26 protein-coding genes and 1 tRNA gene are annotated in these 23,108 nt (G+C 49.1%); 18 read left to right on the plus strand and 9 right to left on the minus strand.

Annotation, left to right across the window (positions count from 1 at the left end; translation table 11 throughout):
* The first annotated feature begins 56 nt into the window (after positions 1-56).
* From HV832_RS04475 to HV832_RS04485, 3 genes are all read left to right on the plus strand, one after another.
* The gene (locus HV832_RS04475; protein ID WP_176802348.1) at positions 57-506 is read left to right on the plus strand and encodes a hypothetical protein; all 450 of its coding nucleotides are present in this window, start codon (positions 57-59) and stop codon (positions 504-506) included.
* A 131-nt stretch (positions 507-637) separates the two neighbouring features.
* Positions 638-1,066, plus strand: coding sequence for a YeeE/YedE family protein (locus HV832_RS04480; RefSeq protein ID WP_176802349.1), 429 nt, complete (start codon positions 638-640; stop codon positions 1,064-1,066).
* Positions 1,067-1,078: 12 nt separating this feature from the next.
* Entirely contained in the window at positions 1,079-1,501 is a 423-nt protein-coding gene (locus HV832_RS04485) for a DUF6691 family protein (RefSeq protein WP_176802350.1), read from the plus strand.
* Between the two features lie 68 nt (positions 1,502-1,569).
* On the opposite strand, the gene HV832_RS04490 is transcribed toward HV832_RS04485, so the two are convergent.
* From HV832_RS04490 to HV832_RS04500, 3 genes are all read right to left on the minus strand, one after another.
* Positions 1,570-2,001, minus strand: coding sequence for an Hsp20/alpha crystallin family protein (locus HV832_RS04490; protein ID WP_176802351.1), 432 nt, complete (start codon positions 1,999-2,001; stop codon positions 1,570-1,572).
* 253 nt (positions 2,002-2,254) lie between these two features.
* Positions 2,255-2,899, minus strand: coding sequence for an outer membrane lipoprotein (locus tag HV832_RS04495; protein ID WP_176802352.1), 645 nt, complete (start codon positions 2,897-2,899; stop codon positions 2,255-2,257).
* A gap of 492 nt (positions 2,900-3,391) precedes the next feature.
* Positions 3,392-3,982: an outer membrane beta-barrel protein gene (locus HV832_RS04500; RefSeq protein ID WP_176802353.1), complete on the minus strand. Its 591-nt coding sequence runs from the start codon at positions 3,980-3,982 to the stop codon at positions 3,392-3,394.
* A gap of 570 nt (positions 3,983-4,552) precedes the next feature.
* Between HV832_RS04500 and HV832_RS04505 the strand changes: the two genes are divergently transcribed.
* A complete protein-coding gene (locus HV832_RS04505) occupies positions 4,553-5,800 on the plus strand; it encodes an MFS transporter (protein WP_176802354.1) in 1,248 nt (415 codons plus the stop codon).
* 130 nt (positions 5,801-5,930) lie between these two features.
* Positions 5,931-6,401: a hypothetical protein gene (locus HV832_RS04510; protein ID WP_176802355.1), complete on the plus strand. Its 471-nt coding sequence runs from the start codon at positions 5,931-5,933 to the stop codon at positions 6,399-6,401.
* Between the two features lie 38 nt (positions 6,402-6,439).
* Here HV832_RS04510 and HV832_RS04515 read toward each other — a convergent pair whose 3' ends face one another.
* Entirely contained in the window at positions 6,440-6,787 is a 348-nt protein-coding gene (locus HV832_RS04515; protein WP_176802356.1) for a nucleotide pyrophosphohydrolase, read from the minus strand.
* Between the two features lie 222 nt (positions 6,788-7,009).
* On the opposite strand from HV832_RS04515, the gene phaP reads away from it, so the two are divergent.
* Entirely contained in the window at positions 7,010-7,831 is an 822-nt protein-coding gene (gene phaP / locus HV832_RS04520) for a TIGR01841 family phasin (protein ID WP_176802357.1), read from the plus strand.
* A gap of 67 nt (positions 7,832-7,898) precedes the next feature.
* On the opposite strand, the gene HV832_RS04525 is transcribed toward phaP, so the two are convergent.
* Positions 7,899-8,432 (minus strand): GNAT family N-acetyltransferase, encoded by a 534-nt coding sequence (locus HV832_RS04525; protein ID WP_176802358.1) that lies wholly within the window; start codon positions 8,430-8,432, stop codon positions 7,899-7,901.
* A gap of 158 nt (positions 8,433-8,590) precedes the next feature.
* Here HV832_RS04525 and HV832_RS04530 point away from each other — a divergent pair, with 158 nt between their 5' ends.
* From HV832_RS04530 to HV832_RS04560, 7 genes are all read left to right on the plus strand, one after another.
* The gene (locus HV832_RS04530) at positions 8,591-9,451 is read left to right on the plus strand and encodes a ParB N-terminal domain-containing protein (protein ID WP_176802359.1); all 861 of its coding nucleotides are present in this window, start codon (positions 8,591-8,593) and stop codon (positions 9,449-9,451) included.
* 97 nt (positions 9,452-9,548) lie between these two features.
* Positions 9,549-10,511 carry a fused MFS/spermidine synthase gene (locus HV832_RS04535; RefSeq protein WP_176802360.1) on the plus strand — a complete coding sequence of 321 codons (963 nt, stop codon included), beginning with the start codon at positions 9,549-9,551 and terminating at the stop codon, positions 10,509-10,511.
* Positions 10,512-10,645: 134 nt separating this feature from the next.
* Entirely contained in the window at positions 10,646-11,017 is a 372-nt protein-coding gene (locus HV832_RS04540) for a hypothetical protein (protein WP_176802361.1), read from the plus strand.
* 298 nt (positions 11,018-11,315) lie between these two features.
* Positions 11,316-11,669, plus strand: coding sequence for a LiaI-LiaF-like domain-containing protein (locus tag HV832_RS04545; RefSeq protein WP_176802362.1), 354 nt, complete (start codon positions 11,316-11,318; stop codon positions 11,667-11,669).
* Positions 11,670-11,699: 30 nt separating this feature from the next.
* Positions 11,700-12,392 carry a LiaI-LiaF-like domain-containing protein gene (locus HV832_RS04550; RefSeq protein WP_176802363.1) on the plus strand — a complete coding sequence of 231 codons (693 nt, stop codon included), beginning with the start codon at positions 11,700-11,702 and terminating at the stop codon, positions 12,390-12,392.
* 15 nt (positions 12,393-12,407) lie between these two features.
* Positions 12,408-13,478 (plus strand): sensor histidine kinase, encoded by a 1,071-nt coding sequence (locus HV832_RS04555; protein WP_176802364.1) that lies wholly within the window; start codon positions 12,408-12,410, stop codon positions 13,476-13,478.
* A complete protein-coding gene (locus HV832_RS04560) occupies positions 13,468-14,244 on the plus strand; it encodes a LytR/AlgR family response regulator transcription factor (protein ID WP_223827137.1) in 777 nt (258 codons plus the stop codon). The genes HV832_RS04555 and HV832_RS04560 overlap by 11 nt, the downstream gene beginning before the upstream one ends.
* A gap of 31 nt (positions 14,245-14,275) precedes the next feature.
* On the opposite strand, the gene pyrF is transcribed toward HV832_RS04560, so the two are convergent.
* Positions 14,276-15,106 (minus strand): orotidine-5'-phosphate decarboxylase, encoded by an 831-nt coding sequence (gene pyrF / locus HV832_RS04565; protein WP_176802365.1) that lies wholly within the window; start codon positions 15,104-15,106, stop codon positions 14,276-14,278.
* Positions 15,107-15,295: 189 nt separating this feature from the next.
* On the opposite strand from pyrF, the gene HV832_RS04570 reads away from it, so the two are divergent.
* The 5 genes from HV832_RS04570 (at position 15,296) to lhpI (ending at position 18,238) form a co-directional block, all read left to right on the plus strand.
* Positions 15,296-15,769 carry a MarR family winged helix-turn-helix transcriptional regulator gene (locus HV832_RS04570; RefSeq protein WP_176802366.1) on the plus strand — a complete coding sequence of 158 codons (474 nt, stop codon included), beginning with the start codon at positions 15,296-15,298 and terminating at the stop codon, positions 15,767-15,769.
* A gap of 120 nt (positions 15,770-15,889) precedes the next feature.
* Complete coding sequence (locus HV832_RS04575; RefSeq protein ID WP_176802367.1) at positions 15,890-16,309, plus strand: organic hydroperoxide resistance protein; 420 nt, start codon at positions 15,890-15,892, stop codon at positions 16,307-16,309.
* Positions 16,310-16,551: 242 nt separating this feature from the next.
* Complete coding sequence (locus HV832_RS04580; RefSeq protein ID WP_176802368.1) at positions 16,552-16,944, plus strand: hypothetical protein; 393 nt, start codon at positions 16,552-16,554, stop codon at positions 16,942-16,944.
* Positions 16,941-17,153, plus strand: a complete 213-nt coding sequence (locus HV832_RS04585) for a helix-turn-helix transcriptional regulator (protein WP_176802369.1) — start codon at positions 16,941-16,943, stop codon at positions 17,151-17,153. Before HV832_RS04580 ends, HV832_RS04585 begins: the two co-directional genes overlap by 4 nt.
* A gap of 122 nt (positions 17,154-17,275) precedes the next feature.
* Positions 17,276-18,238, plus strand: coding sequence for a bifunctional Delta(1)-pyrroline-2-carboxylate/Delta(1)-piperideine-2-carboxylate reductase (lhpI, locus tag HV832_RS04590; protein WP_176802370.1), 963 nt, complete (start codon positions 17,276-17,278; stop codon positions 18,236-18,238).
* 19 nt (positions 18,239-18,257) lie between these two features.
* Here lhpI and HV832_RS04595 read toward each other — a convergent pair whose 3' ends face one another.
* The 3 genes from HV832_RS04595 to rpoD form a co-directional block, all read right to left on the minus strand.
* A complete protein-coding gene (locus HV832_RS04595) occupies positions 18,258-19,706 on the minus strand; it encodes a DEAD/DEAH box helicase (protein WP_176802371.1) in 1,449 nt (482 codons plus the stop codon).
* 10 nt (positions 19,707-19,716) lie between these two features.
* A tRNA-Ile gene (locus HV832_RS04600) sits at positions 19,717-19,794 on the minus strand.
* 172 nt (positions 19,795-19,966) lie between these two features.
* On the minus strand, positions 19,967-22,135 hold the full coding sequence (gene rpoD, locus HV832_RS04605; protein ID WP_317889299.1) for an RNA polymerase sigma factor RpoD: 2,169 nt from the start codon (positions 22,133-22,135) through the stop codon (positions 19,967-19,969).
* Positions 22,136-23,108 lie beyond the last annotated feature (973 nt).

Below are 23,108 nucleotides of genomic sequence, written 5' to 3' on the forward strand. Positions count from 1 at the left end.
AATTCGCAAAATCCGGTAAAATGCCATTTTCCGCAATGAATCTGACTTGATCATCCATGAAAATACATGGTCTCTGGAAAATTACACTGATTCGGAATGTGCTGGTCCGTACCACTGCCGGCAGTTTCAATGAAGCCGGAACTCAGGCATGTTTTGAAGAAACACAGCAAAAGGCACCGGTCGACAAACCCTGGGCGGGTCTCACGAATGCGGCCAACTGGGAAATGTCGAATGCCGCAGCGCTGCAATCTTTTCCCAAAATGCGTGAATGGGCGTTTCAGAACAACTGCGTGTGCCTTGCCGTGGTTGTTCCAAGCCAGATCCGGCAATTGATCCATCAGCGCCAGACCGGCAACATGCCTGAAAATCTGGTGCGTTACTTTTCCAACATGGAAGAAGCATGCAACTGGCTGACAGCGCGCGGTTTTCCCTTTACCATGGCGGACTACCCCCATGAAGACTTTGTCCTCAGTACCCGTCCAGTACACAATACTGGCAAACACTGAAATAAAAGCATCCCTGCATTTCTGAATTCCGGATTAATGGCAATATCCTGCCACCGTTTATCCTGATTGACCCCATGCCAGGCAGTAATGCCATGGATTCACCTGCCTGTTGAAACTTTCGCTCACATTTTATGCATATCGTCTGGGAACAATTTACACCTTATTCTTCACTGATCGGAGGAATACTGATCGGCCTCGCCAGCATCCTGCTGTTGTGGTGCCTCGGACGCATCGCCGGAATAACCGGCATCGTCGCTGGCCTGATCACCCCTGTTCGCGGAGACTGGAGCTGGCGGCTGGTCTTCGTCGCCGGGATGTTTTTATCTTCTTTCCTATACCGGATTGTCGCCCCCTTGCCTGCCATACGCATCGATGCCAGTTGGGGTGAATTGATTCTGGCGGGATTCATCGTCGGCATCGGCACACGGCTCAGTAATGGCTGCACCAGCGGTCATGGCGTCTGCGGTCTGGCGCGCCTGTCCATGCGTTCCCTGATCGCCACGCTGACTTTTATGCTTACCGGCTTCCTGACTGTTTTTGTGTTGCGGCACGTTTTCTGAGAAAGTTTGCAGATGTTACATCTAATCTTTGCCGCGATCAGCGGATTGGTGTTTGGCACCGGGCTGATCATTGCCGGCATGGCCAATCCTGCCAAAGTGCTGTCATTTCTCGACCTGGCCGGGCACTGGGACCCGTCGCTGGCCATGGTGATGGCCGGAGCAATCGGCATGGCGCTGTGGCCATTTTATCTGGCGCGCAGACGCCGCTATAGCTTGCTGGGGACACCAATGCAATTACCGGTGCTGACCCGGATTACAGGGCGGTTAATCGCCGGCAGCGCCTTATTCGGTGCAGGGTGGGGACTGGCAGGTATTTGTCCTGGACCTGCCCTGGTGGTCATCAGCATTGATCCACTCAAAGGAGCTGCATTCATCCTGCCCATGTTGGCTGGCATACTGCTGGTCGACCAGTGGGATAACAAAACCGGAACGTGAATATCTGATCGGTCATCAGAAACCGCTTTTTCGGCTTTAAGGATTGCGGTTTCTGCTGATATGCCAGATCAGTCTATTTTCAGCTTCTGCACACCGCCTGCTGTCCGTTTTTTAGGCAAGGTCAGCGTCAGGATACCGTTGTCATATTTCGCACCGGCATCATTGGCCTCAATATCCAGCGGTAACTGAAAACTGCGCGAAATCTCACCAAAATACCGCTCGCTCCGCAACACCTTGTGCTCCGTCTCGCTGCTGTCATGCTGCCTCACCTCAGCGCGCAGCGTAACGACGTTGCCGTCCAGAGAAACATGAATATCGTCTTTCGCAACACCGGGTATTTCCGCATTCACGGTATAAGCGGCATCGGTTTCCTTCACATCAATCTTGATCTGGGAAGGATGCGGCAGCGGGTCGCCGTGGAGAGGTTTGACATAAAAACTGGGACTCAAATCCCTGAAAAAATCATCAAAAAAACCGCCACGATTACTTAATGCACCCATTTTCTTCTCCTTTTCAAAATCAACTGGTTTCCAAAAATCCACACACAGTGCTTACTGTATGCGTAACCCAGTATAGAAATTCTCCCAAAAATAGCCAATTCTCCACTACTGGTGTTTGATGCAAGTCAAACACCAAAAATCGTCGTGGCAAGACCGGATTAATACCTGTCTGAACTACAACGAGGAAATAAAAAAGCCCGCGGGAAGCGGGCCTTTTTCCAATATCTGGTATCGCTCAGATCATCGGGTGCGATCAGGCAGATTGCAGGCTGCCATTAATCACCCGGACACGATCACCGGATTGCCAGCCGGGTTGGGAAGATGGTGTAAATGTGCGCAATTGCCCATTTTCCATACGGACCCGGACTTCATAGACGGTTGTCGTGTGCGTCCGTTTTTCAATCGCATTACCGGCAAAACCGCCACCGACAGCACCGGCGACTGTTGCTAATTTACGTCCGTCACCACCACCGATCTGATTGCCCAGGACGCCGCCGAGAACCGCACCAGCCACCGCGCCAAGACCGCTGCCCTGTGCTGGCTGCTGCTCTACGGCACGGACAGATTCAACCACACCGCAATTGTCGCAGACCTGATGTGCCTGCTGATGCACGGCCTGATAGCTGCCGCCAGAATGTGTTCGCGCTGGCTGTTCATGTGTTGATGTTGAATTGGATGTAGCAACATTATTTCTGATGTTATTGCCTTTTATTCCGGTATCTGTTTCAGCAACGGAAGATGCGGGCGCAGCGACCATTGAGGAATCCGCCTTCGGAGTGCTGTTTGAATTAGGGAATAAGCCGGTCATCGCGGCAACGCCAACCAGACTCACCAGAATCACGGAAGCTGCAGCCCCTGCAACCAGTGGATGAATGCGTTTATTTGTTGTCTCGGCCATGATGTATTTCCTTTCAAAAAAAGTGACTGCAATGTAATCCAAAAACGATGCGCACTACCAAACAGTTGACCGGATTGGTGTTTCATTCGTAAGTAAATGTAAAACAGGTCAGAGGGAAATTTATCCGGTCGGGGAACGCAATAGATAATTCCGATTAAAAATTTCTTCTTTCCGTTTACCGTAAAAAACAGTAGTTTCCGGTACTCGGAAACCCGTGGCACATCATTTGAAACGTCATGTTTCCGGTACGGATTTATCGTCGGATGAATCAGAAACACAGTGGAAACCGTACCGGTAATCATCCAGTGGGTATGGGGCAATCACCAGTACAGAAAAATCTGCTGACTGCTTCGACACAGATAGTCAAATAAGGTGATAAGTGCCGGACAATGATTTTTCAGCGAAGTCCCGGTGCGCCCACTCTTTCAGTCAGTCCTGACAAAGTGAGAAACCCACACCGGAATCAAGCCGTGCGGCGAGAGCCGCCACAGATCAGAAGCTGTATTGCATGCCTATAGAAACGTTATTCACAGCCTCTTTGTCACCATTGAATTTGATCTTGCGTGTTTCAAATTCACCGCGCAGAGCCAGTTCTTTGGTCAGCTGATAGGTCGCGCCCAGTCCGAATACAGGTTGAGTCGAAGTCGTGCTGCCATTGGATACCCCAACACCTGCCACGCTACCACTACCTTCTGCTTTGATGCTGGCAATTCCCAGTTTGGCAAATCCACTCAACTGCTGGGTGAATTCATGCTTATACAGACCGGCTAATTCAAAACCTTTTCCTTTTACTTGTGATGTTGCATTCACTCCACCTGCGCTGCTGTTGGCAGAAATCGTGCCCAGAGAAAAGTAACTGGCCTCAACTGCAAAATTCTTATCGATGTTATAGCCACCGAATACTTTGTAAGTATCTGAATTCGTGCTGCAGGAAACGACGTTTTTACAATCGTCATTCCATTGGCCTTTACCGACAGTTGCGCCCATATATACCTGAGGCACCTGCGCCACCTGAGCAAATGCAGATCCGCTGACCATGACTACTGCCATCAGACCAGTCAGAATGATTTTATTTTTCAACATGATGTTCTCCTTGTTTCATGAAATACCCGGACAGCTCCATCAGCTATTCAGGCAGAACCCGGAGTTGCTCGCATTCAGGAAGAATGCCGCTTAGGCCTCGGGTTTGAAGCAAGTCTGGCACTACGACTAATCATTGAAAAGAAAAAATCCCCAGGCATCCCTCAGTAAAACAGCAGGTACCGCAATACGCTACCTTTCAATCGGTTACAAATTTTACTGAACGAATACTGCATCAGATCTGCAGATCACACTGCACCTCTTGATAACTAGCGGCACCAACACACTCTCGTTTGCGCAAAATATCTGGCGCATTTGATTGCGAATAGTTTTCTGCGCACTGGCAGAAATCCATCCCCACATACCTATGACAAAAGTAAGTCGGGCAAGATACATGATTGGGCAAATAATTGCTCTTTCTGTGCTCTGCGACAAGCTCTGTGATGTCAGCGTACAATGTAATGATTCTAAAAAATAATTTGGTGTTTTTTCAGACGATCCCACATCCCGGGTAATCCTGAACGCAAGAAACATCACGGTGCGCTTACCTGCCGGCATCTGAACCTTCCGCCTATGCAAAATCCAAAATTTAATCCCGTTTTTAACGCCTATCTGATTTATATCGGTGTCGCGATTGCGTCCGGCGGAGTCGCCCTTTATACCCCTTTGATCGTTTCTGAAACAGGCCAGCATTTTTCCGGATTCTGGGCTGCCTCGATTTTATTTGGCCTGAATCTGGGACGCGTGATCGGCTCCTATCTGGGTGGTAAATATTCAACGCTGGCAAATTATCCCTGGTCAGTCTCTGGAAATATCCTGCTGGAAGGTGTTGCGCTGTACTGCATGGCTTTTCTCCCGCAGGCATGGATGCTGGCGCTGTTTGCATTACTGGCGGGACTGGGTAGTGGCCTGTCTTTTCCGGGACTGAAAAATTATCTGCTGAAACTGCGCGAACTGGATCAGTCTTCACTCTTCAGCCGCCTGGCATTTGCGATCCGTATCGGCCTGGTGGGTGGCTATCTGACGGCAAGCTGGGTACCGCATGACAGCCTGAATCTGGTTTTTCTGATTGTCCTCATTACATTCATTGCCTATGGCATTTTTATGCTGGTCGCCATGCGCTCCATTGCAGAGCATGAGCAACAATATCTGTCGCAACAAACGCTATCCGGACAGACCGGCACATCGACCTCTGCGATCTATGCAACAGACAGAGTGGCATCTCCGGCACAAGTCACAAAATTACCGCTGCTGTTTTATCTGTCAAATGCCGTATTCTGGTGCTTTGCGGTACAACCAATGATCGGATTCAGCCTGCACATTCCGAAATTCACTCCCGAAATTCCGGTATCGACACCATTCTGGTTAGGTGCACTGGTGATCATTTTTTTCCAGATCCCGGTCTCAAAGCGCGCAATCCGTACCCGGGATCATTTCCTGTTCCTGCAGATCGGCTATGCATGTCTGTTTGCCAGCTTTGCCCTGATGGTAGGACTGCCCCATTCTGCAGCCGCAGTGATTGCTTCTGCGGCATTACTTTCATTTGGTCAGGTTTTTTACGGCCCTTCTCTCGATGTACTGACTGCACGCTTTGCCAATAAGGTTTCTGCCGACACAGGAAAACTGATGTCGCAACAAATGCTATATCAAAGCATGGGCAGTATGATTGGCAGCCTCACTGGTGGTGTTCTGTTCGACCTGGCGCAACGCTGGCACTGGCCCCGCCTGAACTGGCTGCTGCTGGCGATAGCCAGTCTGGTCATGGTCTTACTCAGTCACCGGAAAATACCGGATCTGTACAGGAATACAGGAAAGAATTAAGTCATTACACCCGATATGGTCTGCCTCCACGAGCGCAATAAGGTAAGCAATTCACATTATTTTCCATGTTGACCAGTATCGCAAATTCACGCCAGCGCTTAGAATCTGAGCATATTCTGCAGGTGATCTGATGAAAATACATGGTGAATGGGAAATCAGTTTAGTCCGTAACATTGTGATACGTACTTTTGCCGGTGCGTTTAATGAACAGGGATTCAACGCTTTATTTGAAGAGCTCAAAGCCATCGCACCCAGAGGGCGGCCATGGGTAAGCATGGCGCAAGGTCAGTACTGGGAAATGGCGCCGGAAGCTGCCCTGAAATCCTACAGCTCCATGCTGCAATGGGTCTGGCAGCATGGTTGTGAGTATGTGGTTTTCGTCTGCCCCAGCAAATTCCATCTGGATATTATGAAACGTAATGCCGGGGTCAATCCCGATGAGCATTTTCATGTCTGTGAAACCACCGAAGAGGCCTGCGCCTGGTTAAGCTCAAAAGGATTTCCACTCTCCATTCAGGAATATCCGCACCACGCCTTCATCGAAAAAGCAAGGATAGAGTTAGAAAGCGATCCGCATAGCAGCTTCTTTAAAATAGCCTGATCCGGACATCTCTGCACGCTCATCAACTGCGCCCTGCTTCAATACTGGTCATATTTGCGCGCATCCCCATGAACAATATGGCGGGGATATTTCAGCTCATTCAACGTGATTTTCTCATTCACGGCACTGATCAGATCAATCTCTAATTGATCTGCCAGCATCACCAGATAAGCCAGGACGTCTGCCATTTCATGCCGGACTGCCTGCCATTGCTGTTCCCCCAGTTCTTCCCTGCCTCCCCTTTGCAGCCATTGAAAAGGCTCCAGCAATTCAGCCGCTTCCACGATCAATGCACTTGCCAGGTTTTTGGGCGTGTGAAACTGCGCCCAATTTCTCTGCGCAGAAAAGTCGCGCAGACGATCCCGGACATCTTGCAAATTTTTCATGGGCAATGATGAAGTTTCCATAGTGATACGCGGGTCCTTTAAAATTTTTAAAAATCAAGATTCGGATGTTGTATCCCGATCTTTCGGAAAACAGGATTTGTTGCATTGCAAATATATTTTGCAGCAACACCATGCCAGCGATTACAATCAACATTGCTGCATCGCGTCAATTTCTGATTTCCCATTGCCTGAAATATTCTGTCCCCCCTTTAGGAGAGATTCATGCCTTTGATACAACAACAGATATCCACCGCTGCCCAAGAGCAGCTTGCGCAACAGATTAACGTACTCCAGGCGTTGTCATCCACTACGCTGACAGGTTTGGAAAAAATCCTCGCACTGAATTTATCCACTGTCAAAGAAGCCGTTTCTCAGGCAACAGCGCGCTCACTGCAGCTATGGTCAGTCAAAGCGCCACAAGACTGGCTGCATCTGTCACAGACACATAGTCAGCCTGAGATGGAACGTTTGCTGGCTTATGGACGACAGCTGGCGGCCATCTCTGAGGAAACCCGGGAAAACCTGTTGCAAACGGTCAGAACTGCGCAAACCTCCGTCACATCGCATGCACATGCAACCCCAGTACACCGCACCGAAGCACCCGTCATCAAAGCTCCGTCTACGCCGGAAGCCGGTCACCCGCAGCAACTATTGCTTCCCGCCGTCAATACCGGTGCAAAAAAAGCCAGTACACCCGCCACCAAATCACCGGTAAAAGCGAACACAGCACAAAAAACATCCAAACCAGCAACGAAGGCAAAAGCAACGGTCGCTACTGCAAAAACAACCCAACCTGTCACCGCTGCCAAGGCCGGAAAACCTGTCATCCCCACGCCAGCCATTGCAGCAGCGACAACACCGGCATCAACCCCGTCCATTCCTGCGACCAAAGCTGTGGCAGCAAAAGAACCGGTCGCCAAGTTTCCGTTTCCGGCACCGAAAAACCTGGCAAAGAGCACGTCTGCCAACGCTAATCCAAACAACAAACCAAAATCGAGCACATCTGGCGCCGTCAAAAAACGTGCGTCAACACCTGATGCCTGATTTATCCATTTTCCCGGTGCCAGCCGTCTGCCGGCACCGGATTTTTTATGCCACCAATGCAATGTGCTCAACCCCGCAGCGCTTCCCACTCTGCCCTGAGCAATGAGTACATCGCAATATCCACATGCTTGCCGCGCGAGAACACAGCACCCCGCGCAATGCCATCTTTCGTGAAACCGCAATGAATGGCCACTTTTTCCGAAGCCAGATTATCAGTATTCATGTGTATTTCCAGACGATTTAACAAGGTCGTCTTAAACAGATAGTCGGTCAGCAATTGCACCGCTTCCGTCATCAACCCTTTGCCTCGTAAGTGTTTGGCAAATAATCCATATCCGATTTCGCGCGCATTAAAATAAGGTACGGTCTTGAAATGAAATACACGTCCAAGTATTTCATCATTCTGATCCACGATCAGGAATGTCTCACTGAACTCTTTGGACCGCGATTCTTCTTCATATTTTTTCTCTGCAACGCCTGGCAACATTAATTCCAGCGACAGATAATCGCCCTTTGAGTCGGGATGATTTAACAGCTCAACCAATTGCGGCACATCATCTTTGCGGACATGACGAAGAGAAAAGCAACTGCCTTTGATCATAAACACGACTCCAGGAAAAATTATTGAAATCATATTTTAACAGTGTGCCTCCCTGAGGTTGCATGTCCTGGCTGACCAATACTGATACGTCGGGTGCGGACAAAACCAGTTTGTCAGCTACAATGCGCGCTCTTGTATTTCCATCTGCACTCACTGCCATGAATATCATCCTTCACGACGAACTGCGCGCTTATATTGATCCGCTGACAGAGCATGAATACGCCGCACTGGAGCGCAGTCTGCTGACCGAAGGCTGCCGGGATGCACTGATTCTGTGGGGAGATGTGCTGATCGATGGACATAATCGCTATGCCATCTGCCAAAAACATCAACTGCCGTTTAAAACGGTTCAGAACGGGCAATTTCAAAATATCGAGGATGTGCAGCTCTGGATGATAGAAAACCATCTGGCCCGACGCAGCGTCAGCGATTTTCAGCGTGGAATGCTGGCATTACGTAAAAAAGAAATTCTGATCTCGCGTCAGCAATCCGTCAGCCAGACCGTCGTCACGACAAGCGCTCCGGAACCAGCGGAAGAAGTCGCTCCCGTTCTTAAAACGACACAGAGCCGCCAGGAAATCGCACGGCTTGCTGGCATCAGCAGTCATGCTGTCGTACAGATCGAAAAAATCCAGCGTGCTGCCGCGCCAGAGCTGGTGCAGGCAGTCCGCGCCGGAACCATCTCCATCAGTGCCGCGGCAGCCATTGCCAGCCTTCCGGAACAGGAACAGGCCAGCGCCGTCGCCGGTGGACGTAAAGAGTTACAACAACTGGCGCGCCAGGCTCGGGAGAAGCAGCGCGAACAAAAATCACCCCGGAAAACACCGGTATCAGCCCCGGCTGGCCAAGATCGTGCAGAAATACCCCGTGAACAGATACCTGAAATTCCAGAACAGTCTGAAATCAACCACCTGCGTCAGAAAATTCAGGTACTTGAAGAGGAAAACACTGCATTACATGCACAAATCCAGCAATTGAATCTGAGACTTTCCGCAGCAGCGAGCTACGCGACAGGCTGAACGTCAACGCATCAGATATCAGCGAAAAGTTCAACCTCCAAGTTCGTCATAGCGCATTTTGCTGCACCCAGCTTTTGTTCCCAATTTCAGGATATTTATGCCGACACGCCGCCAGAGTCTATCCAACCTGTTCCTGAACAAACCTTCACCGCAGGAACAAATGCATCTGCAGGAGTTGGAAAAGCTATCGGTAGTTCATCAAGGTCGCCCGTTCCTGTTTGATGATGGTGATCTGCGTATGATGTACCTGACACCTCACTGCATGCAGAGTGCCATGTCACGCGCAGAACCCGAACGTTTGCTGTGTGCATATTCCAGAATGATGATGGGCTTTTTATTATTTCATCCGGCACCACGACATATTATTTTAATCGGCTTGGGCGGCGGATCATTACTCAAATATTGCTACCGCCATTTTCCTGCCTGTCGTATTACTGCGCTTGAAATCAGTGCCGACGTCATCGCCATGCGGGATCAGTTCAATCTGCCACCCGACAGTGAGCGGCTGACCGTTATTCACGCCGATGCAGCTGTATGGCTGCGCGATCACCAGGAAAATGCCGACGTCATTTTTCTGGATGCTTACAGCGAACAGGGGCCGGTTCCGGCACTCAACAGTACAGAATTTTATGGGGATTGTCAGCGCTGCCTGTCTCCTGATGGTGTGCTGGTTGCCAATATCTGGGGCAAACCCAGTGCTGTCGCACCGATGCTGTATCGCCTGCACCGGCAATTTGAACAACCTGTGCGCTGGATACGCTCAGAAGACAGTTATAACCTGCTGGTCTTTGTATCCCGCCACACGATATCGGATGACACACTGCTGCAGCATCTGGAGCTGTGTCAGGAGAAATTCTCCGAGCTGCCTTTACAGCAAATGCTGGCAACCTTCCACCGGATTCAGCATCACACTGATCCGAATGATCTGATGCCCATCATTATGCCTTTGCGATCGGTGCTGGTGCGTGATGCGAAGGTGCCGCACACTTATACCGAATGGAAAGCCCGCATACAAGCCATGGAACAAGCCGCTGCTGCCGACAGAAATTTCCTGAAATGAATGCAAACAACACTTTCTGAATTTATGGCAATTGTCATCGTTGCATGAATTGTCAGACCAACAGCTTTCTGGCAAGCTTAAGGTACAAAGTTGTTATAAAGCAGCAAAAATAAAGAAGCGTAAGGAGAAGGGCTATGTACGATGACAATGACTTTTTTGCAGTGGCGAAATTTCTGAAACTGGGAATTAAAATCACATTCAAAAATCCCATGGGGCAGCAACCATTGTTTGAAACCACTTTCCCCACCCCAAAAGGCGGCATGATTTCGCTCAAAGAAGGCAATCTGTACGAGATAGAAAAAAAACTTCGCGCGCTGATCAACAGCGATGTTCCCGTCAAAACAAAGCTGACCCCCTTCGCTTATCTGGGCACCAATTTTCGCGGCCTGCTGTATTGCACCAAAGGATCGAATGAATATATTGTGCAGGAAACGCACGATCTTTTCGGTACAGAGTCAAAGCGGATCGTGCGTCAGGCAGATCATTTCAATCAACTGCTCAGCTAAACCTGCGGCAAATACGCAGATAGGCATCCTGTTGGGTACACTCTGCAGCAGATGACCTGACCGTAAGGGATTTCTGCTGACATTTGCTGATTTCATATCTCTTCAGCGCCACTTGTCTTACACACTGCCTCACGTTGCATTTCATCCGGAAATGCACCGTATCTTCATTTTTTCGTCATTCACCGACAGCATTACGCCATTCACCGAATTGATGGCGACAAAATACCATCTGTCGATTATCTTCACACCATCAGGAAAATGAATGCAGATCATTCATTTCAGAACAAAAGGAGTCACCATGAGTCTCGACGAAGACAAAAGAAAATACAGAAATGGAAAAAATGTCAGTTTCGGTCTGGTACTGATCGTCATCGGGAGTTTATTTCTGATGGATAAGATGCACTGGGTTGATGCGGTCGACTACTGGTATCTGTTCCCGGCACTGATTGCCTTGTCAGGCATCATCCTCATTTTCAGCAGCAGTCATCCCGACCTGATCGCGAAAGGTGTTTTTCGCATCATCTTTGCGTTCTGGCTGTATGCCTCGATTGAACATTTATGGGGATGGACTTTCCATTCCAGCTGGCCGGTGATCCTGATTGCCTGGGGCATACAAAGCATCATCGCCGGTATTCTTTCAAACCGTCAATAACGATTACGCTTTCAAACAGGAGCCAACATCATGGATAACCGTCAACCTCAGACCAGAATTTTTCTCGGCGCATTGCTATTGATTTTCGGTGTACTGGCAATGGTCGACAATTTGAATATTTTCAGTTTTACGCAATATATACAGTTCTGGCCAACCGTATTTATCTTGATTGGATTATTGAAAATATCCCGCAGCCAGAACGTCGCGGGTCATTTAATCGGTGGCGTTTTCATTTTCATTGGTGTGACGATGACGCTACAGCACCTGGGCATCGTTTATTTCAGAATGCGCGATTTATGGCCTGTTTTCATGATCGGAGCCGGTCTTTTGATTATTTTTAAAGACAAAATGCACGGACAGGGAAAATGGAGTCCTTACCGGACAGAGAATCTGAGCAGTAATGAAAGCAATGTGTCGGCCATCATGAGTGGTGCCAAGTTGCAAAATTCTACTCAGGATTTTCGTGGTGGAGAATTGACTGCCGTCATGGGAGGAATCGAACTCGATTTGCGTAATGCCTCCATCCAAAGCGAGGCAACATTAAATGTCTTTGCCATGTGGGGTGGCATTTCACTGAAAATTCCGAATGACTGGACCGTGATTTCTCAGGGAGTACCGATTCTTGGCGGCTTTGACGACCAGACTGTTCCGCCGATGCAGAGAGACAAAAAATTGCACATCCAGGGCTACGCCATCATGGGTGGCGTTGAAATTAAAAATTGACCGTCCTGATTCATAATGCATCCGGTACTGTCTGATTTTCGCCGCCTGCTCTGGTATGTTGTGACATGGCTGCTGACTGGAATTCTGTTTGCCAGATTTCTGGTCACAGCAGGCATGAGCGACTGGTCTTATTCTCTGTTGCTGACACTGCCGGTCATTTTTGTTTTCAGTTTTTTTGCAACATCTGCCTACTATATCTGTCGTGCATTTCCGGTCAATCAAAGACCCTTTTATATTGCCATTGTTATTTTCGGCAGCAGCGCCCTGATTTCCGGGGCGATATTGCTGGGTTTGTGCCAGGGTTGGAATCAGGTACTGGCATTGTTCACCGGCAGTACTTATGCCTTACAAATGACGGAATATCTGAATGTTCTGTTACTGATTCTCGGTTTCACCTTGTACCTGCTGTCGCTGCTGGCTTATGACGTTTTGATTGCCTTTAACACGATGCGCGAAGCCGAACGCCGCGCAACCAATTCCAAACTGGCTGCCAGAGATGCTGAACTACAGGTATTGCGTTCACAGATTGATCCACACTTCTTATTTAACAGCCTGAACTCCATCAGCGCATTAACCGTGGTTGATCCCTCTGCGGCCAGAGAAATGACGATTGCTCTGGCGGATTTTTTCCGGAAAACTCTGACGCTGGCAGAGCAAGAAAAGGTAACGCTGCGTGTCGAGCTTGAATTGTGCGAACATTTTCTGGCAGTCGAAAAAATTCGCTTTGGCAATAAACTACAGACTGATATTCAACTTGCCGCCAATGCTGCCGATGCACTGGTACCGGGTATGCTGCTGCAGCCACTGTTTGAAAATGCCATCAAGCACGGAATACGCCATTTACGATCTGGCGGCACCATCGCCATGCAGATACTGCAGCATCATGGCTGGCTGCATATCCGTACAGAAAATCCGTGCGCCAGCAATACCACGCCAACAACAGGAAATGGGCTTGGTTTATTGAATATCCGCGAGCGACTGGCCACCCTGTATGGTGATCAGGCAAGAATACACTGGGAAAAAAAAGAACAGCAGTTCATCCTTGAGATCGCCTTACCTTTGGAGCTGAAGCAAGATGAAATCTGATCTGAAAATATTGATCGCTGATGATGAATATCTGGCTCGCAGGCTGATTCGTGAGTATCTGCGCTCACATGGCGATTTACAGATTGCCGGTGAGTCTGAAACTGGCCTCGACACTGTGATGCAGATTGAAGCATTGCAACCGGATCTGATTTTTCTCGATATTCAGATGCCAGAAATGACTGGTCTCGATATCCTGGAAGTGACGGGGCGGCGGCACGGTGTTATTTTCACAACCGCCTACGATCAGTATGCTGTCAAAGCTTTTGACTTGTATGCAGTTGATTACCTGCTCAAACCATTTTCACAACAGCGCTTTGATGAGGCCGTTTTAAAAGCAAAAAAAACCATCGGAAACAAGACGACCGACAGTAACAGCGTGGACGAAGCGGCTAGCAATACTCCAGGCAGCTTACATCAAGTACTGGCGGCCGCCACAGAAACATCGCAGCGGCTGCTGATTCGCGATCGTGGCACAGTGCATGCCTTGCCACTCAGTGATATTGATTATATCGAGGCGCAGGATGACTATATCGTCATTCATTCCGGGGAGAAATCGTGGATGAAAACCCAGAGCTTGTCGGACATAGAAAAACAATTGAATCCAGCAAAATTTGTTCGGGTACACCGCTCTTATCTGTTGGCATTACATGCGCTGACCGGCTTTGAGCGCTCCAGTAAAGACTCGCAATCAGCCTGCCTCAAAAGCGGCGCGAAGATTCCTGTGAGCCGCTCCGGCTATGAACGTGTCAGGTCTTTACTGGTTTAAGTTATGAATAGCGACTTCCGGCGAAATAAGATCAGCCGGTGACCTTGCGGTAGCGATTAATCGCATCACGCGTCTCAACAGCAATCCGTCTGGCTGCTGCCGCATACGTCTCAGATTGAAGCTGTTTTGCATACAAAATAGCGCGGGATGAATTGATCATCATGCCTGTGCCATCTGTTGTCTGACCAGCATGGACTGTCGCAGCGATATCTCCGCCCTGGGCGCCAATACCCGGTACCAGTAAAGGCATGTCGCCGATGACTTGCCTCACTTGAGCCAGTTCATCAGGAAAGGTGGCACCGACCACCAGTGAACATTGCCCGTTCAGATTCCATTTGTCTGCTACCAGCCGGGCAACATGCAGATAAAGCGGCTTACCACCGACATCCAGGAATTGCAGGTCTGAACCACCGGCATTCGAAGTTCTGCACAATATAATAACGCCGCGGTCTTTCCATTCCAGGTAGGGTGCCACTGAATCAAATCCCATATACGGATTCACGGTGACAGCATCCGCCTCATAACGTTCATACGCCTCACGAGCATACTGTTCGGCCGTCGCGCCAATATCTCCGCGCTTTGCATCAAGCACGACAGGAATGGCAGGATAAGTTGTTTTGACATAACGGCAAATCTCTTCCAACTGATCTTCCGCCCGCAAAGCGGAAAAATACGCGATCTGCGGTTTGAATGCGCATGCCAAATCTGCCGTAGCATCAATGATCGCTTTGCAAAAAGTAAAAATCGCATCTGGCTTTCCCTTTAGCTCTACCGGAAAACGGGGGATATCCGGATCCAGCCCTACGCAAAGCAAGGATTGATTGCCGCGCCATGCGCTATTGAGTTTCTCTGTAAATGTCACAACAAACCCTTAGGTATTAAAAAGCATCTGTATGCTTGAGGAATAATGAGAAATAATGCTCGAAAATGCGCTATTTCAGAAATATGCCATTATACCTGCCCTGTCTGATGCGAAACCTGCTGGCAGAACAGAGACTTTTCATTATGATAGCGACATCCCTCATTTTTCTGAAATTCCCCGGTCACATTCATGAACGCAAAATCTTTCACGAAATCCGATGTTGATGTACTGGCACTGAATAACCAGTTTTGCTTTGCGCTCTATTCCGCCTCACTGGCATTAACCAAAACATATAAGCCTTTACTGGACAAACTCGGCCTGACCTATCCCCAGTATCTGGTGATGCTGGTGCTGTGGGAGCAGAATGATCTTTTAGTCAAAGAAATCGGAAGTCTGTTATTTCTCGACTCTGGTACCCTGACACCACTGTTGAAACGGCTCGAAGCGGCAGGATTTATAAAGAGAAACCGTGATGCATCGGACGAGCGCCAGGTGAGAATCACGCTCACCACTCAGGGCAAACATATCAAGAAAGCTGCCCGGGAAGTCCCCCTTCAAATCATGTGTGCCAGTGGCTTGCAAAGAGACTCTGTCACCGGTTTACGACAGCAACTATCTGCCTTACGCGATCAGTTAAACGAACAATTAAGCCGTCAGGAATAAATTTTCAATACGTATCATAGAAAATTTCAATCACTATTTATATTGCATGCAATTAAATTGCACAATAAAATAATTGCACGGTCTTTTGATTGTTTCTAATATTTTTTAAGGAGCTTTACCATGCAAATTCTTTACACAGCTAATGCCACCGCAACCGGTGGGCGTGATGGCCGCGCTATGTCAGACGATCAGCAATTAGACGTAAAACTGACCACCCCAAAAGCGCTGGGAGGCGCTGGTGGTGATGGCACCAATCCTGAGCAATTATTTGCTGCTGGTTACTCAGCCTGCTTCATTGGCGCGATGAAGTTTGTTGCTGCAGCTGGAAAAATCCCTATGCCGGCGGATGTTTCCGTTCACGGTCAGGTAGGTATCGGACCAAATGGACATGGTGGATTCGGTATTCAGGTCACACTGAATATTTCCCTACCCGGCATGGACAAAGCTGCCGCATCTGCGCTGGTACAAAAGGCACATGAAGTCTGCCCTTATTCCAATGCCACAAGAGGCAATATTGACGTGCAGCTCAACGTTCTCTGAGCATAGCAATCCCACCATCTCAGCGTATCTCCATGTTGTGACAGAAAATTATCCGCATTGTTGGATAATTTTCTGTAAAGCGTACTTGATAAGACAGTTCTATCAACTAATATGTAAAGCATATTTTACATTATGACAATATTTTATTGTTAAGCACCCCCTTTGACTTAGCAGGAAAATTATTTTGCCTGCTTTTTTATTCATCAATGATGTCAAGTCTACTTGACTAAAAGGAGAGAAACATGCGCGAAAAAGAGATGAATCGCCAATACCAACGTGAATTATGGATCAGCATTGCTGGTTATTGCATCATTCTGTTTGCCTCCGTCAGTTTTGCGCGAAGTATGAATAACGGTTTATCACGAACACTCGTTATCATCAGTCCGATCATTCCTTCGCTGGCAACACTATGGGCGATAGTGCGCCAATTTCAGCGAATGGACACTTATCTACGTTTATGGTCGCTCGAAAACATGGGTATCGCCGCCGGTCTGACCGCCGCTTTATCACTAACCTACGGCTTTATGGAGTCGGCGGATTTTCCACTGATCAGCATGTTCTGGGTTTGGCCGATACTAATGGGGTCCTGGGGAGGAATCAGCTGTATTCGTAAATGGACGGAACACCAGTCATGAAAAATATCTTGAGAGAATTACGAATGCAGAAGGAATGGAGCCAGGCAGAACTGGCGGACAACCTGGAAGTATCGCGTCAAACGATCAATGCGATTGAAACTGGTCGCTATGATCCTAGCCTGCCTCTTGCCTTTGGTATTTCGCGTCTGTTTCAATTACCGATAGAACAGATATTTCAATCAGAAGAGCGCAAAACTAGAGGAAAATAAGATAGGTACCAGCATCAAACTACTTTCCGTCAGGAGCACTTCCATCCCGATCAAAACTCCCCCCGACAATCAGAAAATGACTCTTCCGCCGGGAATTTTTTTCGCACCACACTGGAGTATGAATGATTCCATATTTTGACAGGCAACAAATCCGGCAAGCCCTGCCATATCAGGAACTGATCAGCGCACTGGCCGAACAGTTTTGTCAACCGATTCAAGCCCCGCAGCGTCATGTCCACACCATTTCAGAACAACCAATAAGCACACTGCTATTAATGCCCGTCTGGCAAGAAGGTGGTAAAGCCGGCGTCAAACTGGTGACCGTCGCGCCGGAAAACACAGCGGCACCATCCGTACATGCGATTTTTATCCTGTTAGATGCCCGGACAGGAGTTCCACTGGCACTCATGGATGGCGAAGAACTGACACTAAGAAGAACGGCTGCGGCATCAGCGTTGGCATCCTCTTATTTGTCACGGCCCGACAGCCGCACACTGCTCATGGTTGGTACAGGAACACTGATTCCGGCACTGGCAGCTGCGCATACTGTTACCCGGGTATTCAGACAGGTGCAAGTCTGGGGACGTGATGAAAAAAAAGCGCATCAATGCGCGATGAATATCAGAAATAACCCGGACTTTCCATCCGATGTGGAGGTCATCGTCGCCACCGACTTAGCTAACGCAGCGGGCCAGGCAGATGTCATCAGTTGTGCGACGACCAGCCGCGCACCGATTATTCAGGGAAATTGGCTGAAACCCGGTACACATCTGGATCTTGTTGGTGGATTCCGACCGGACATGCGGGAAGTGGATGATACCGCTGTCGGCCGCAGCCGGATCGCCGTAGATACGTATTCAGGAGCATTGTCTGAAGCCGGTGATTTAACTCAGCCAATGAAAAACGGAATTATCGGTCGTGGGAATATTCTGGCAGAACTCAGTGAATTGTGTGCTGGGAAAAAAATACCGACATCAATTCCAGGGTTGGATATCACGCTGTTCAAGTCAGTCGGTACCGCCATCGAAGACTTATGCGCTGCCGAGCTGGTATGGAATCAATGTCCTGCACAGCAGACAGAATAGTATCGCCAGTCCCGGGAAATCAGCGTTTAGGCAAGCCGCCCAGCAAGGCAGCACGGCGCACTGGCTTTGCATCATCGTCAGCAGATTTTGTTTTGCTGCCCATGGTTGACGAATGTGCAGCGACAGGAGCAGCGACGCTTGGTTCATAGGGCTTCAAAAACCAAGGGTCGATTTTTTCCCTGGGTGCGGCATAACCACGTTTCTCGCTGCGATCCGGATAGTCATTCCTGTCACGATGCGGACGCGCCCGCTCAGGCTGATGAACCGATGTTGCCACAAATCCTGCCAGATTCAGACGCACAATCTTTTGCTTAATCAGTTTTTCAATATCGACCAGCAAACGCTCATCCTGATCAGTGTGCAGGGAAATGGCGTCACCTTTCGCGCCGGCGCGGCCTGTACGGCCAATCCGGTGTACATAATCTTCCGCGTTGTATGGCAGATCAAAATTGATCACGCAAGGCATTTCCGAAATATCGAGCCCACGCGCCGCAACATCCGTTGCCACCAGCACTTCCACTTCACCACGTTTAAAATCATCCAGAGCCAACATGCGTTCACTTTGCGATTTATCGCCATGAATAGCTGCCGCCTTCACACCTTGCTTCACAAGATGTACTGCCAGCCGTGAAGCACCAATTTTGGTGTTGCTGAAAACAATCACCTGCTTCAGGCCCCGCTCACGAATAATGAAAGAGACAGCATCCCTTTTTTCATCCTCAGCGACTTTGTACAGAATCTGGGTCACATTGTCGGCAGTCGCATTACTACGGGCGACTTCGATAGTTTGCGGCTGGCTCAGGAAGCTGGCAGCCAGCTTTTTAATTTCCGGTGAAAAGGTCGCAGAAAACATGAGATTCTGCCGACTCTTGGGCAGCAGATTGATAATGCGCTGCAGGTCAGGCAAAAAGCCCATATCCAGCATACGATCCGCTTCATCCATGACCAGAATCTGGGTCTGGGACAGATTAATTGTTTTTTGCTGAACATGATCCAGCAAGCGGCCCGGCGTGGCAATCACAATCTCCACACCCGCACGCAATGCTGCCGTTTGCGGTGCCATATCAACGCCACCAAATACGACTGTCGAGCGCAAAGGCGTATATCTGGAATACGCTTTCACATTATCCGCCACCTGATCCGCCAACTCACGGGTCGGTGTCAGAATCAATGCACGAACCGGATGGCGTGCAGGTGATGCGCTGCTGCTAGCATGCGTCAGCAAGCGCTGAATGATCGGCAGGGAAAAACCTGCCGTTTTTCCAGTTCCGGTCTGAGCTGCTCCCATCACGTCCTTGCCTTGCAAGACAACGGGAATGGCTTGCGCCTGAATGGGGGTCGGATGCACATAGCCCTGTTCGGACAAAGCGCGCAATATATCGGGAGACAAACCAAAATCGTCAAACTTGACGTCTGAACCTGTGGTGGTGTCTGCGGAAGAAGTGGATTGGGACTTTGTATCAGTCATGATAATTGAATGGTGGGCCTCCCGTGAGTCGAACACGGTACCAACGGATTATGAGTCCGCTGCTCTAACCAGCATGAGCTAGAGGCCCAATTCTTTCTGCAAGCTCTGCCTGCGGTAATCTGAGGTGAATCCAGGATTGGATGCTGACTTCAGTCTTTGCAGGAAAAACCTGATGCTGCCGCCTGCAAAATATTGCGCCGAACAATCAGCACAACTTGTTAAACGGGCACCGAAAAAAAATCAGCGCCCATTGTATACCATTAATTGCCTTCGAGGAAGCTCTTGAGCTTGTCAGAACGCGATGGATGGCGCAGTTTACGCAAGGCTTTTGCTTCAATCTGGCGAATCCGTTCGCGGGTCACATCGAACTGTTTTCCGACCTCTTCCAATGTGTGGTCAGTCGACATTTCCACACCAAAACGCATGCGCAAAACCTTGGCTTCGCGCGGCGTCAGGGAGTCGAGCACATCTTTCACGACATTGCGCATCGATGCGTGCAATGCCGCGTCGGCCGGCGCCAGCGTATGGTTGTCTTCGATGAAGTCGCCCAGATGGGAATCATCGTCATCACCGATCGGTGTTTCCATCGAAATCGGTTCTTTCGCAATCTTCATGATCTTGCGGATTTTATCTTCCGGCATTTCCATTTTGATCGCCAGCGTTGCCGGATCCGGTTCCACACCAGTTTCCTGCAAAATCTGACGTGAAATACGATTCATCTTATTAATCGTTTCAATCATGTGCACAGGAATACGGATGGTACGTGCCTGATCGGCAATCGAGCGGGTAATTGCCTGACGAATCCACCAGGTGGCATAAGTCGAGAATTTATAACCGCGACGATATTCGAATTTATCCACCGCCTTCATCAAACCGATATTGCCTTCCTGGATCAGATCAAGGAATTGCAGGCCACGGTTGGTATATTTCTTGGCGATCGAAATCACCAGACGCAGGTTCGCCTCGGTCATCTCCCGCTTGGCCTTGCGCGCTTTCATTTCGCCGGCAGACATCTTTTTATTGATGTTGCGTAAATCAGTTAATGGCAGAACGACCCGTGCCTGCAAATCAATCAGCTTTTGCTGCAATTGCTGGACTGCAGGCACATTACGCCCGAGAACAGCGCTGTATGCATGGCCAGAATTGACTTCACCCTCAACCCAGCTCAGGTTGGTTTCATTTCCGGGGAAAACCTTGATGAAATGCGAGCGCGGCATACCGCAACGATTCACAGCAACGTCCAGAATCTGCTTCTCAATGTGCCGCACTTCATCAACCTGGCCGCGCAGCGTATCACATAATTTTTCAACTACTTTAGCGGTGAAGCGGATGCCGAGCAATTCATTGGAAATCGCTTCCTGCGCTTTGACATATGATTTCGAGTTATAGCCTTCCTTTTCAAAGGACTTGCGCATTTTCTCGAAATTAGAAGCGATGATTTCAAACTTGGCGAGCGCATCGCGCTTCATCTGCTCAAGTTGCTCAGAAGAGATTGCGGCCGCGCCTGCTGCACCGCCATCTTCCTCTTCTCCTTCGTCCTCTTCGTCATCGTCCTCTTCGTCGTCAGACTCTTCATCTGATGCGGCAGCGACCACCGGTGCAGCATCTTCTGAGGCATTCGGATCAACCAGACCATCAACGATTTCATCAATTTTGATTTCGTCGGAGGCAATTTTGTCTGCCGCTGCGAGAATTTCCGCAATCGTGGTCGGGCATGCGGAAATCGCCTGAATCATGTCTTTCAGGCCTTCCTCAATTTTCTTCGCAATAACGATTTCGCCTTCTCGCGTCAGCAATTCGACCGACCCCATTTCACGCATATACATGCGCACAGGATCTGTTGTACGACCAAAATCTGAATCGACAGTTGACAGGGCAGCTTCTGCCGCTGCTTCGACTTCATCATCATCCGTGGTGACCGTCACTACATTATCGGACAACAATAATGTCTCGGCATCGGGGGCCTGTTCATAGACAGCCACGCCCATATCGTTAAATGTGCCGATGATGCCTTCAATTGCTTCAGGATCAACCACATTCTCAGGCAGGTGATCGTTAATTTCGGCAAAAGTCAGGTAGCCGCGATCCTTACCGAGCTTGATCAGTGTTTTCAGTTTTTGGCGACGACGCTCCAGTTCTTCTTCTGTCGCTTCCGGATCAGAAGAAAACGCGTCTTTCAACAATGCTTTTTCTTTCGCTTTGCGATCTTTTGCCTTTGCCTTGTCAATGGCTTTCATTTCAGCACGCTCTACCGCATTCAATGCAGCGATTTCGTCATTCTCAGGCTGGTATTCTTTCGGCTTGCGTCCACGACGTCCCGGCACTTTCACTCCCGGCAATACATAACCGGATGTGTCAATCGCAGCGAGCACCGCAGCATCAGTCGTCTGACTGACTGTCGGTGCTGCACCGGTCTTGATTTCCTGAATTTCAGGTACTGCTTTTGTTGATTTCTTGGTAGGCTTAGTCACTGTTTTTGAATCGGTTCTGTTAGTTGTCACGGAAGCTTTCGATACTGCAGAAACAGCCTGTTTTTCAACTGTTTCCCCTGCTTTTGCACGATTGTTTTTTCCGGCGACCTGATGCGCAATGACTTCCTCGGGCTTGACATCATTCTTTCTGGTTTTCGGTGGCAACTTGGCCGTTACTTCTTTCGCTATCACGTCTTTAGCAACCGGTTTCTTCGATGACGGAGTGACGCCCTTTTGAACAATTGTTTTTGAAGAGACCGCTTTTGTTCCTGCTTTGCCCACGCTCTTTGCCGCTGACGGCGCTGCCGTTCTGACCGTTGGCTTAACCACCGATTTTGCTGCTGGTTTAGCGGCAGATTTTGTTGCAGTACGCGCAGCTGCCGGCGAAGCTGCCTTATTTACTTTAGGCGCTTTAACATCTTTCGCAACTACTTTTTTATCAGCACCCCTGACTGGTGCAGACTTCGGTTTTGCCGTGACTTTGGCTGCTGTGCTGGCTTTTGCTGCCGGAGCAGCAGTTTTTTTGGTAGGTTTCAATTGTGCTTTAGGAGTTGCAGTGGTTGCTCTGGCTGCTGGTTGACGCGAAGTTTTCGCTGCTGTAGCGGTACTTGCATCTTTGGATGCCTTAGTCGCAGTTTTTTTTACCGTTGCAGGCATCAGGTTTTTTGCGGGTTTCTTCATTGCGTCAGCCATTGAATTAAACCATCCGGAACTGAGGAAGTCGTCTGTCACTAACGCAAAAAGAAAATAAGCCGCCGCCAGACCTGACGGCCTGCATACGGTACAAACTATTTTTGCTTCAGACTTCCCGAGTCTCAGCGCCAGTGTTTTGGGTTACTCGGAGGAGCATTACGCTCGCCTAAACAACACATTCCACACGAAATCCGCTTATCGCAATACGGCGACAACACGCTTCCGAACAGAATGAAAC

The sequence above is a fragment of the Cognatundibacterium oligocarboniphilum genome, assembly GCF_013377855.1.
In the GTDB taxonomy this organism is placed as follows: Bacteria; Pseudomonadota; Gammaproteobacteria; order Burkholderiales; family Burkholderiaceae_D; genus Undibacterium; species Undibacterium oligocarboniphilum.

Excerpts from the sequence above, each read along its gene's own strand:
- HV832_RS04475 (WP_176802348.1), top strand. The coding sequence starts at position 57 with ATGAAAATACATGGTCTCTGGAAAATTACACTGATTCGGAATGTGCTG.
- HV832_RS04480 (WP_176802349.1), top strand. The coding sequence starts at position 638 with ATGCATATCGTCTGGGAACAATTTACACCTTATTCTTCACTGATCGGA.
- HV832_RS04485 (WP_176802350.1), top strand. The coding sequence starts at position 1,079 with ATGTTACATCTAATCTTTGCCGCGATCAGCGGATTGGTGTTTGGCACC.
- HV832_RS04490 (WP_176802351.1), bottom strand. The coding sequence starts at position 2,001 with ATGGGTGCATTAAGTAATCGTGGCGGTTTTTTTGATGATTTTTTCAGG.
- HV832_RS04495 (WP_176802352.1), bottom strand. The coding sequence starts at position 2,899 with ATGGCCGAGACAACAAATAAACGCATTCATCCACTGGTTGCAGGGGCT.
- HV832_RS04500 (WP_176802353.1), bottom strand. The coding sequence starts at position 3,982 with ATGTTGAAAAATAAAATCATTCTGACTGGTCTGATGGCAGTAGTCATG.
- HV832_RS04505 (WP_176802354.1), top strand. The coding sequence starts at position 4,553 with ATGCAAAATCCAAAATTTAATCCCGTTTTTAACGCCTATCTGATTTAT.
- HV832_RS04510 (WP_176802355.1), top strand. The coding sequence starts at position 5,931 with ATGAAAATACATGGTGAATGGGAAATCAGTTTAGTCCGTAACATTGTG.
- HV832_RS04515 (WP_176802356.1), bottom strand. The coding sequence starts at position 6,787 with ATGAAAAATTTGCAAGATGTCCGGGATCGTCTGCGCGACTTTTCTGCG.
- phaP (WP_176802357.1), top strand. The coding sequence starts at position 7,010 with ATGCCTTTGATACAACAACAGATATCCACCGCTGCCCAAGAGCAGCTT.
- HV832_RS04525 (WP_176802358.1), bottom strand. The coding sequence starts at position 8,432 with ATGATCAAAGGCAGTTGCTTTTCTCTTCGTCATGTCCGCAAAGATGAT.
- HV832_RS04530 (WP_176802359.1), top strand. The coding sequence starts at position 8,591 with ATGAATATCATCCTTCACGACGAACTGCGCGCTTATATTGATCCGCTG.
- HV832_RS04535 (WP_176802360.1), top strand. The coding sequence starts at position 9,549 with ATGCCGACACGCCGCCAGAGTCTATCCAACCTGTTCCTGAACAAACCT.
- HV832_RS04540 (WP_176802361.1), top strand. The coding sequence starts at position 10,646 with ATGTACGATGACAATGACTTTTTTGCAGTGGCGAAATTTCTGAAACTG.
- HV832_RS04545 (WP_176802362.1), top strand. The coding sequence starts at position 11,316 with ATGAGTCTCGACGAAGACAAAAGAAAATACAGAAATGGAAAAAATGTC.
- HV832_RS04550 (WP_176802363.1), top strand. The coding sequence starts at position 11,700 with ATGGATAACCGTCAACCTCAGACCAGAATTTTTCTCGGCGCATTGCTA.
- HV832_RS04555 (WP_176802364.1), top strand. The coding sequence starts at position 12,408 with ATGCATCCGGTACTGTCTGATTTTCGCCGCCTGCTCTGGTATGTTGTG.
- HV832_RS04560 (WP_223827137.1), top strand. The coding sequence starts at position 13,468 with ATGAAATCTGATCTGAAAATATTGATCGCTGATGATGAATATCTGGCT.
- HV832_RS04570 (WP_176802366.1), top strand. The coding sequence starts at position 15,296 with ATGAACGCAAAATCTTTCACGAAATCCGATGTTGATGTACTGGCACTG.
- HV832_RS04575 (WP_176802367.1), top strand. The coding sequence starts at position 15,890 with ATGCAAATTCTTTACACAGCTAATGCCACCGCAACCGGTGGGCGTGAT.
- HV832_RS04580 (WP_176802368.1), top strand. The coding sequence starts at position 16,552 with ATGCGCGAAAAAGAGATGAATCGCCAATACCAACGTGAATTATGGATC.
- HV832_RS04585 (WP_176802369.1), top strand. The coding sequence starts at position 16,941 with ATGAAAAATATCTTGAGAGAATTACGAATGCAGAAGGAATGGAGCCAG.
- lhpI (WP_176802370.1), top strand. The coding sequence starts at position 17,276 with ATGATTCCATATTTTGACAGGCAACAAATCCGGCAAGCCCTGCCATAT.
- HV832_RS04595 (WP_176802371.1), bottom strand. The coding sequence starts at position 19,706 with ATGACTGATACAAAGTCCCAATCCACTTCTTCCGCAGACACCACCACA.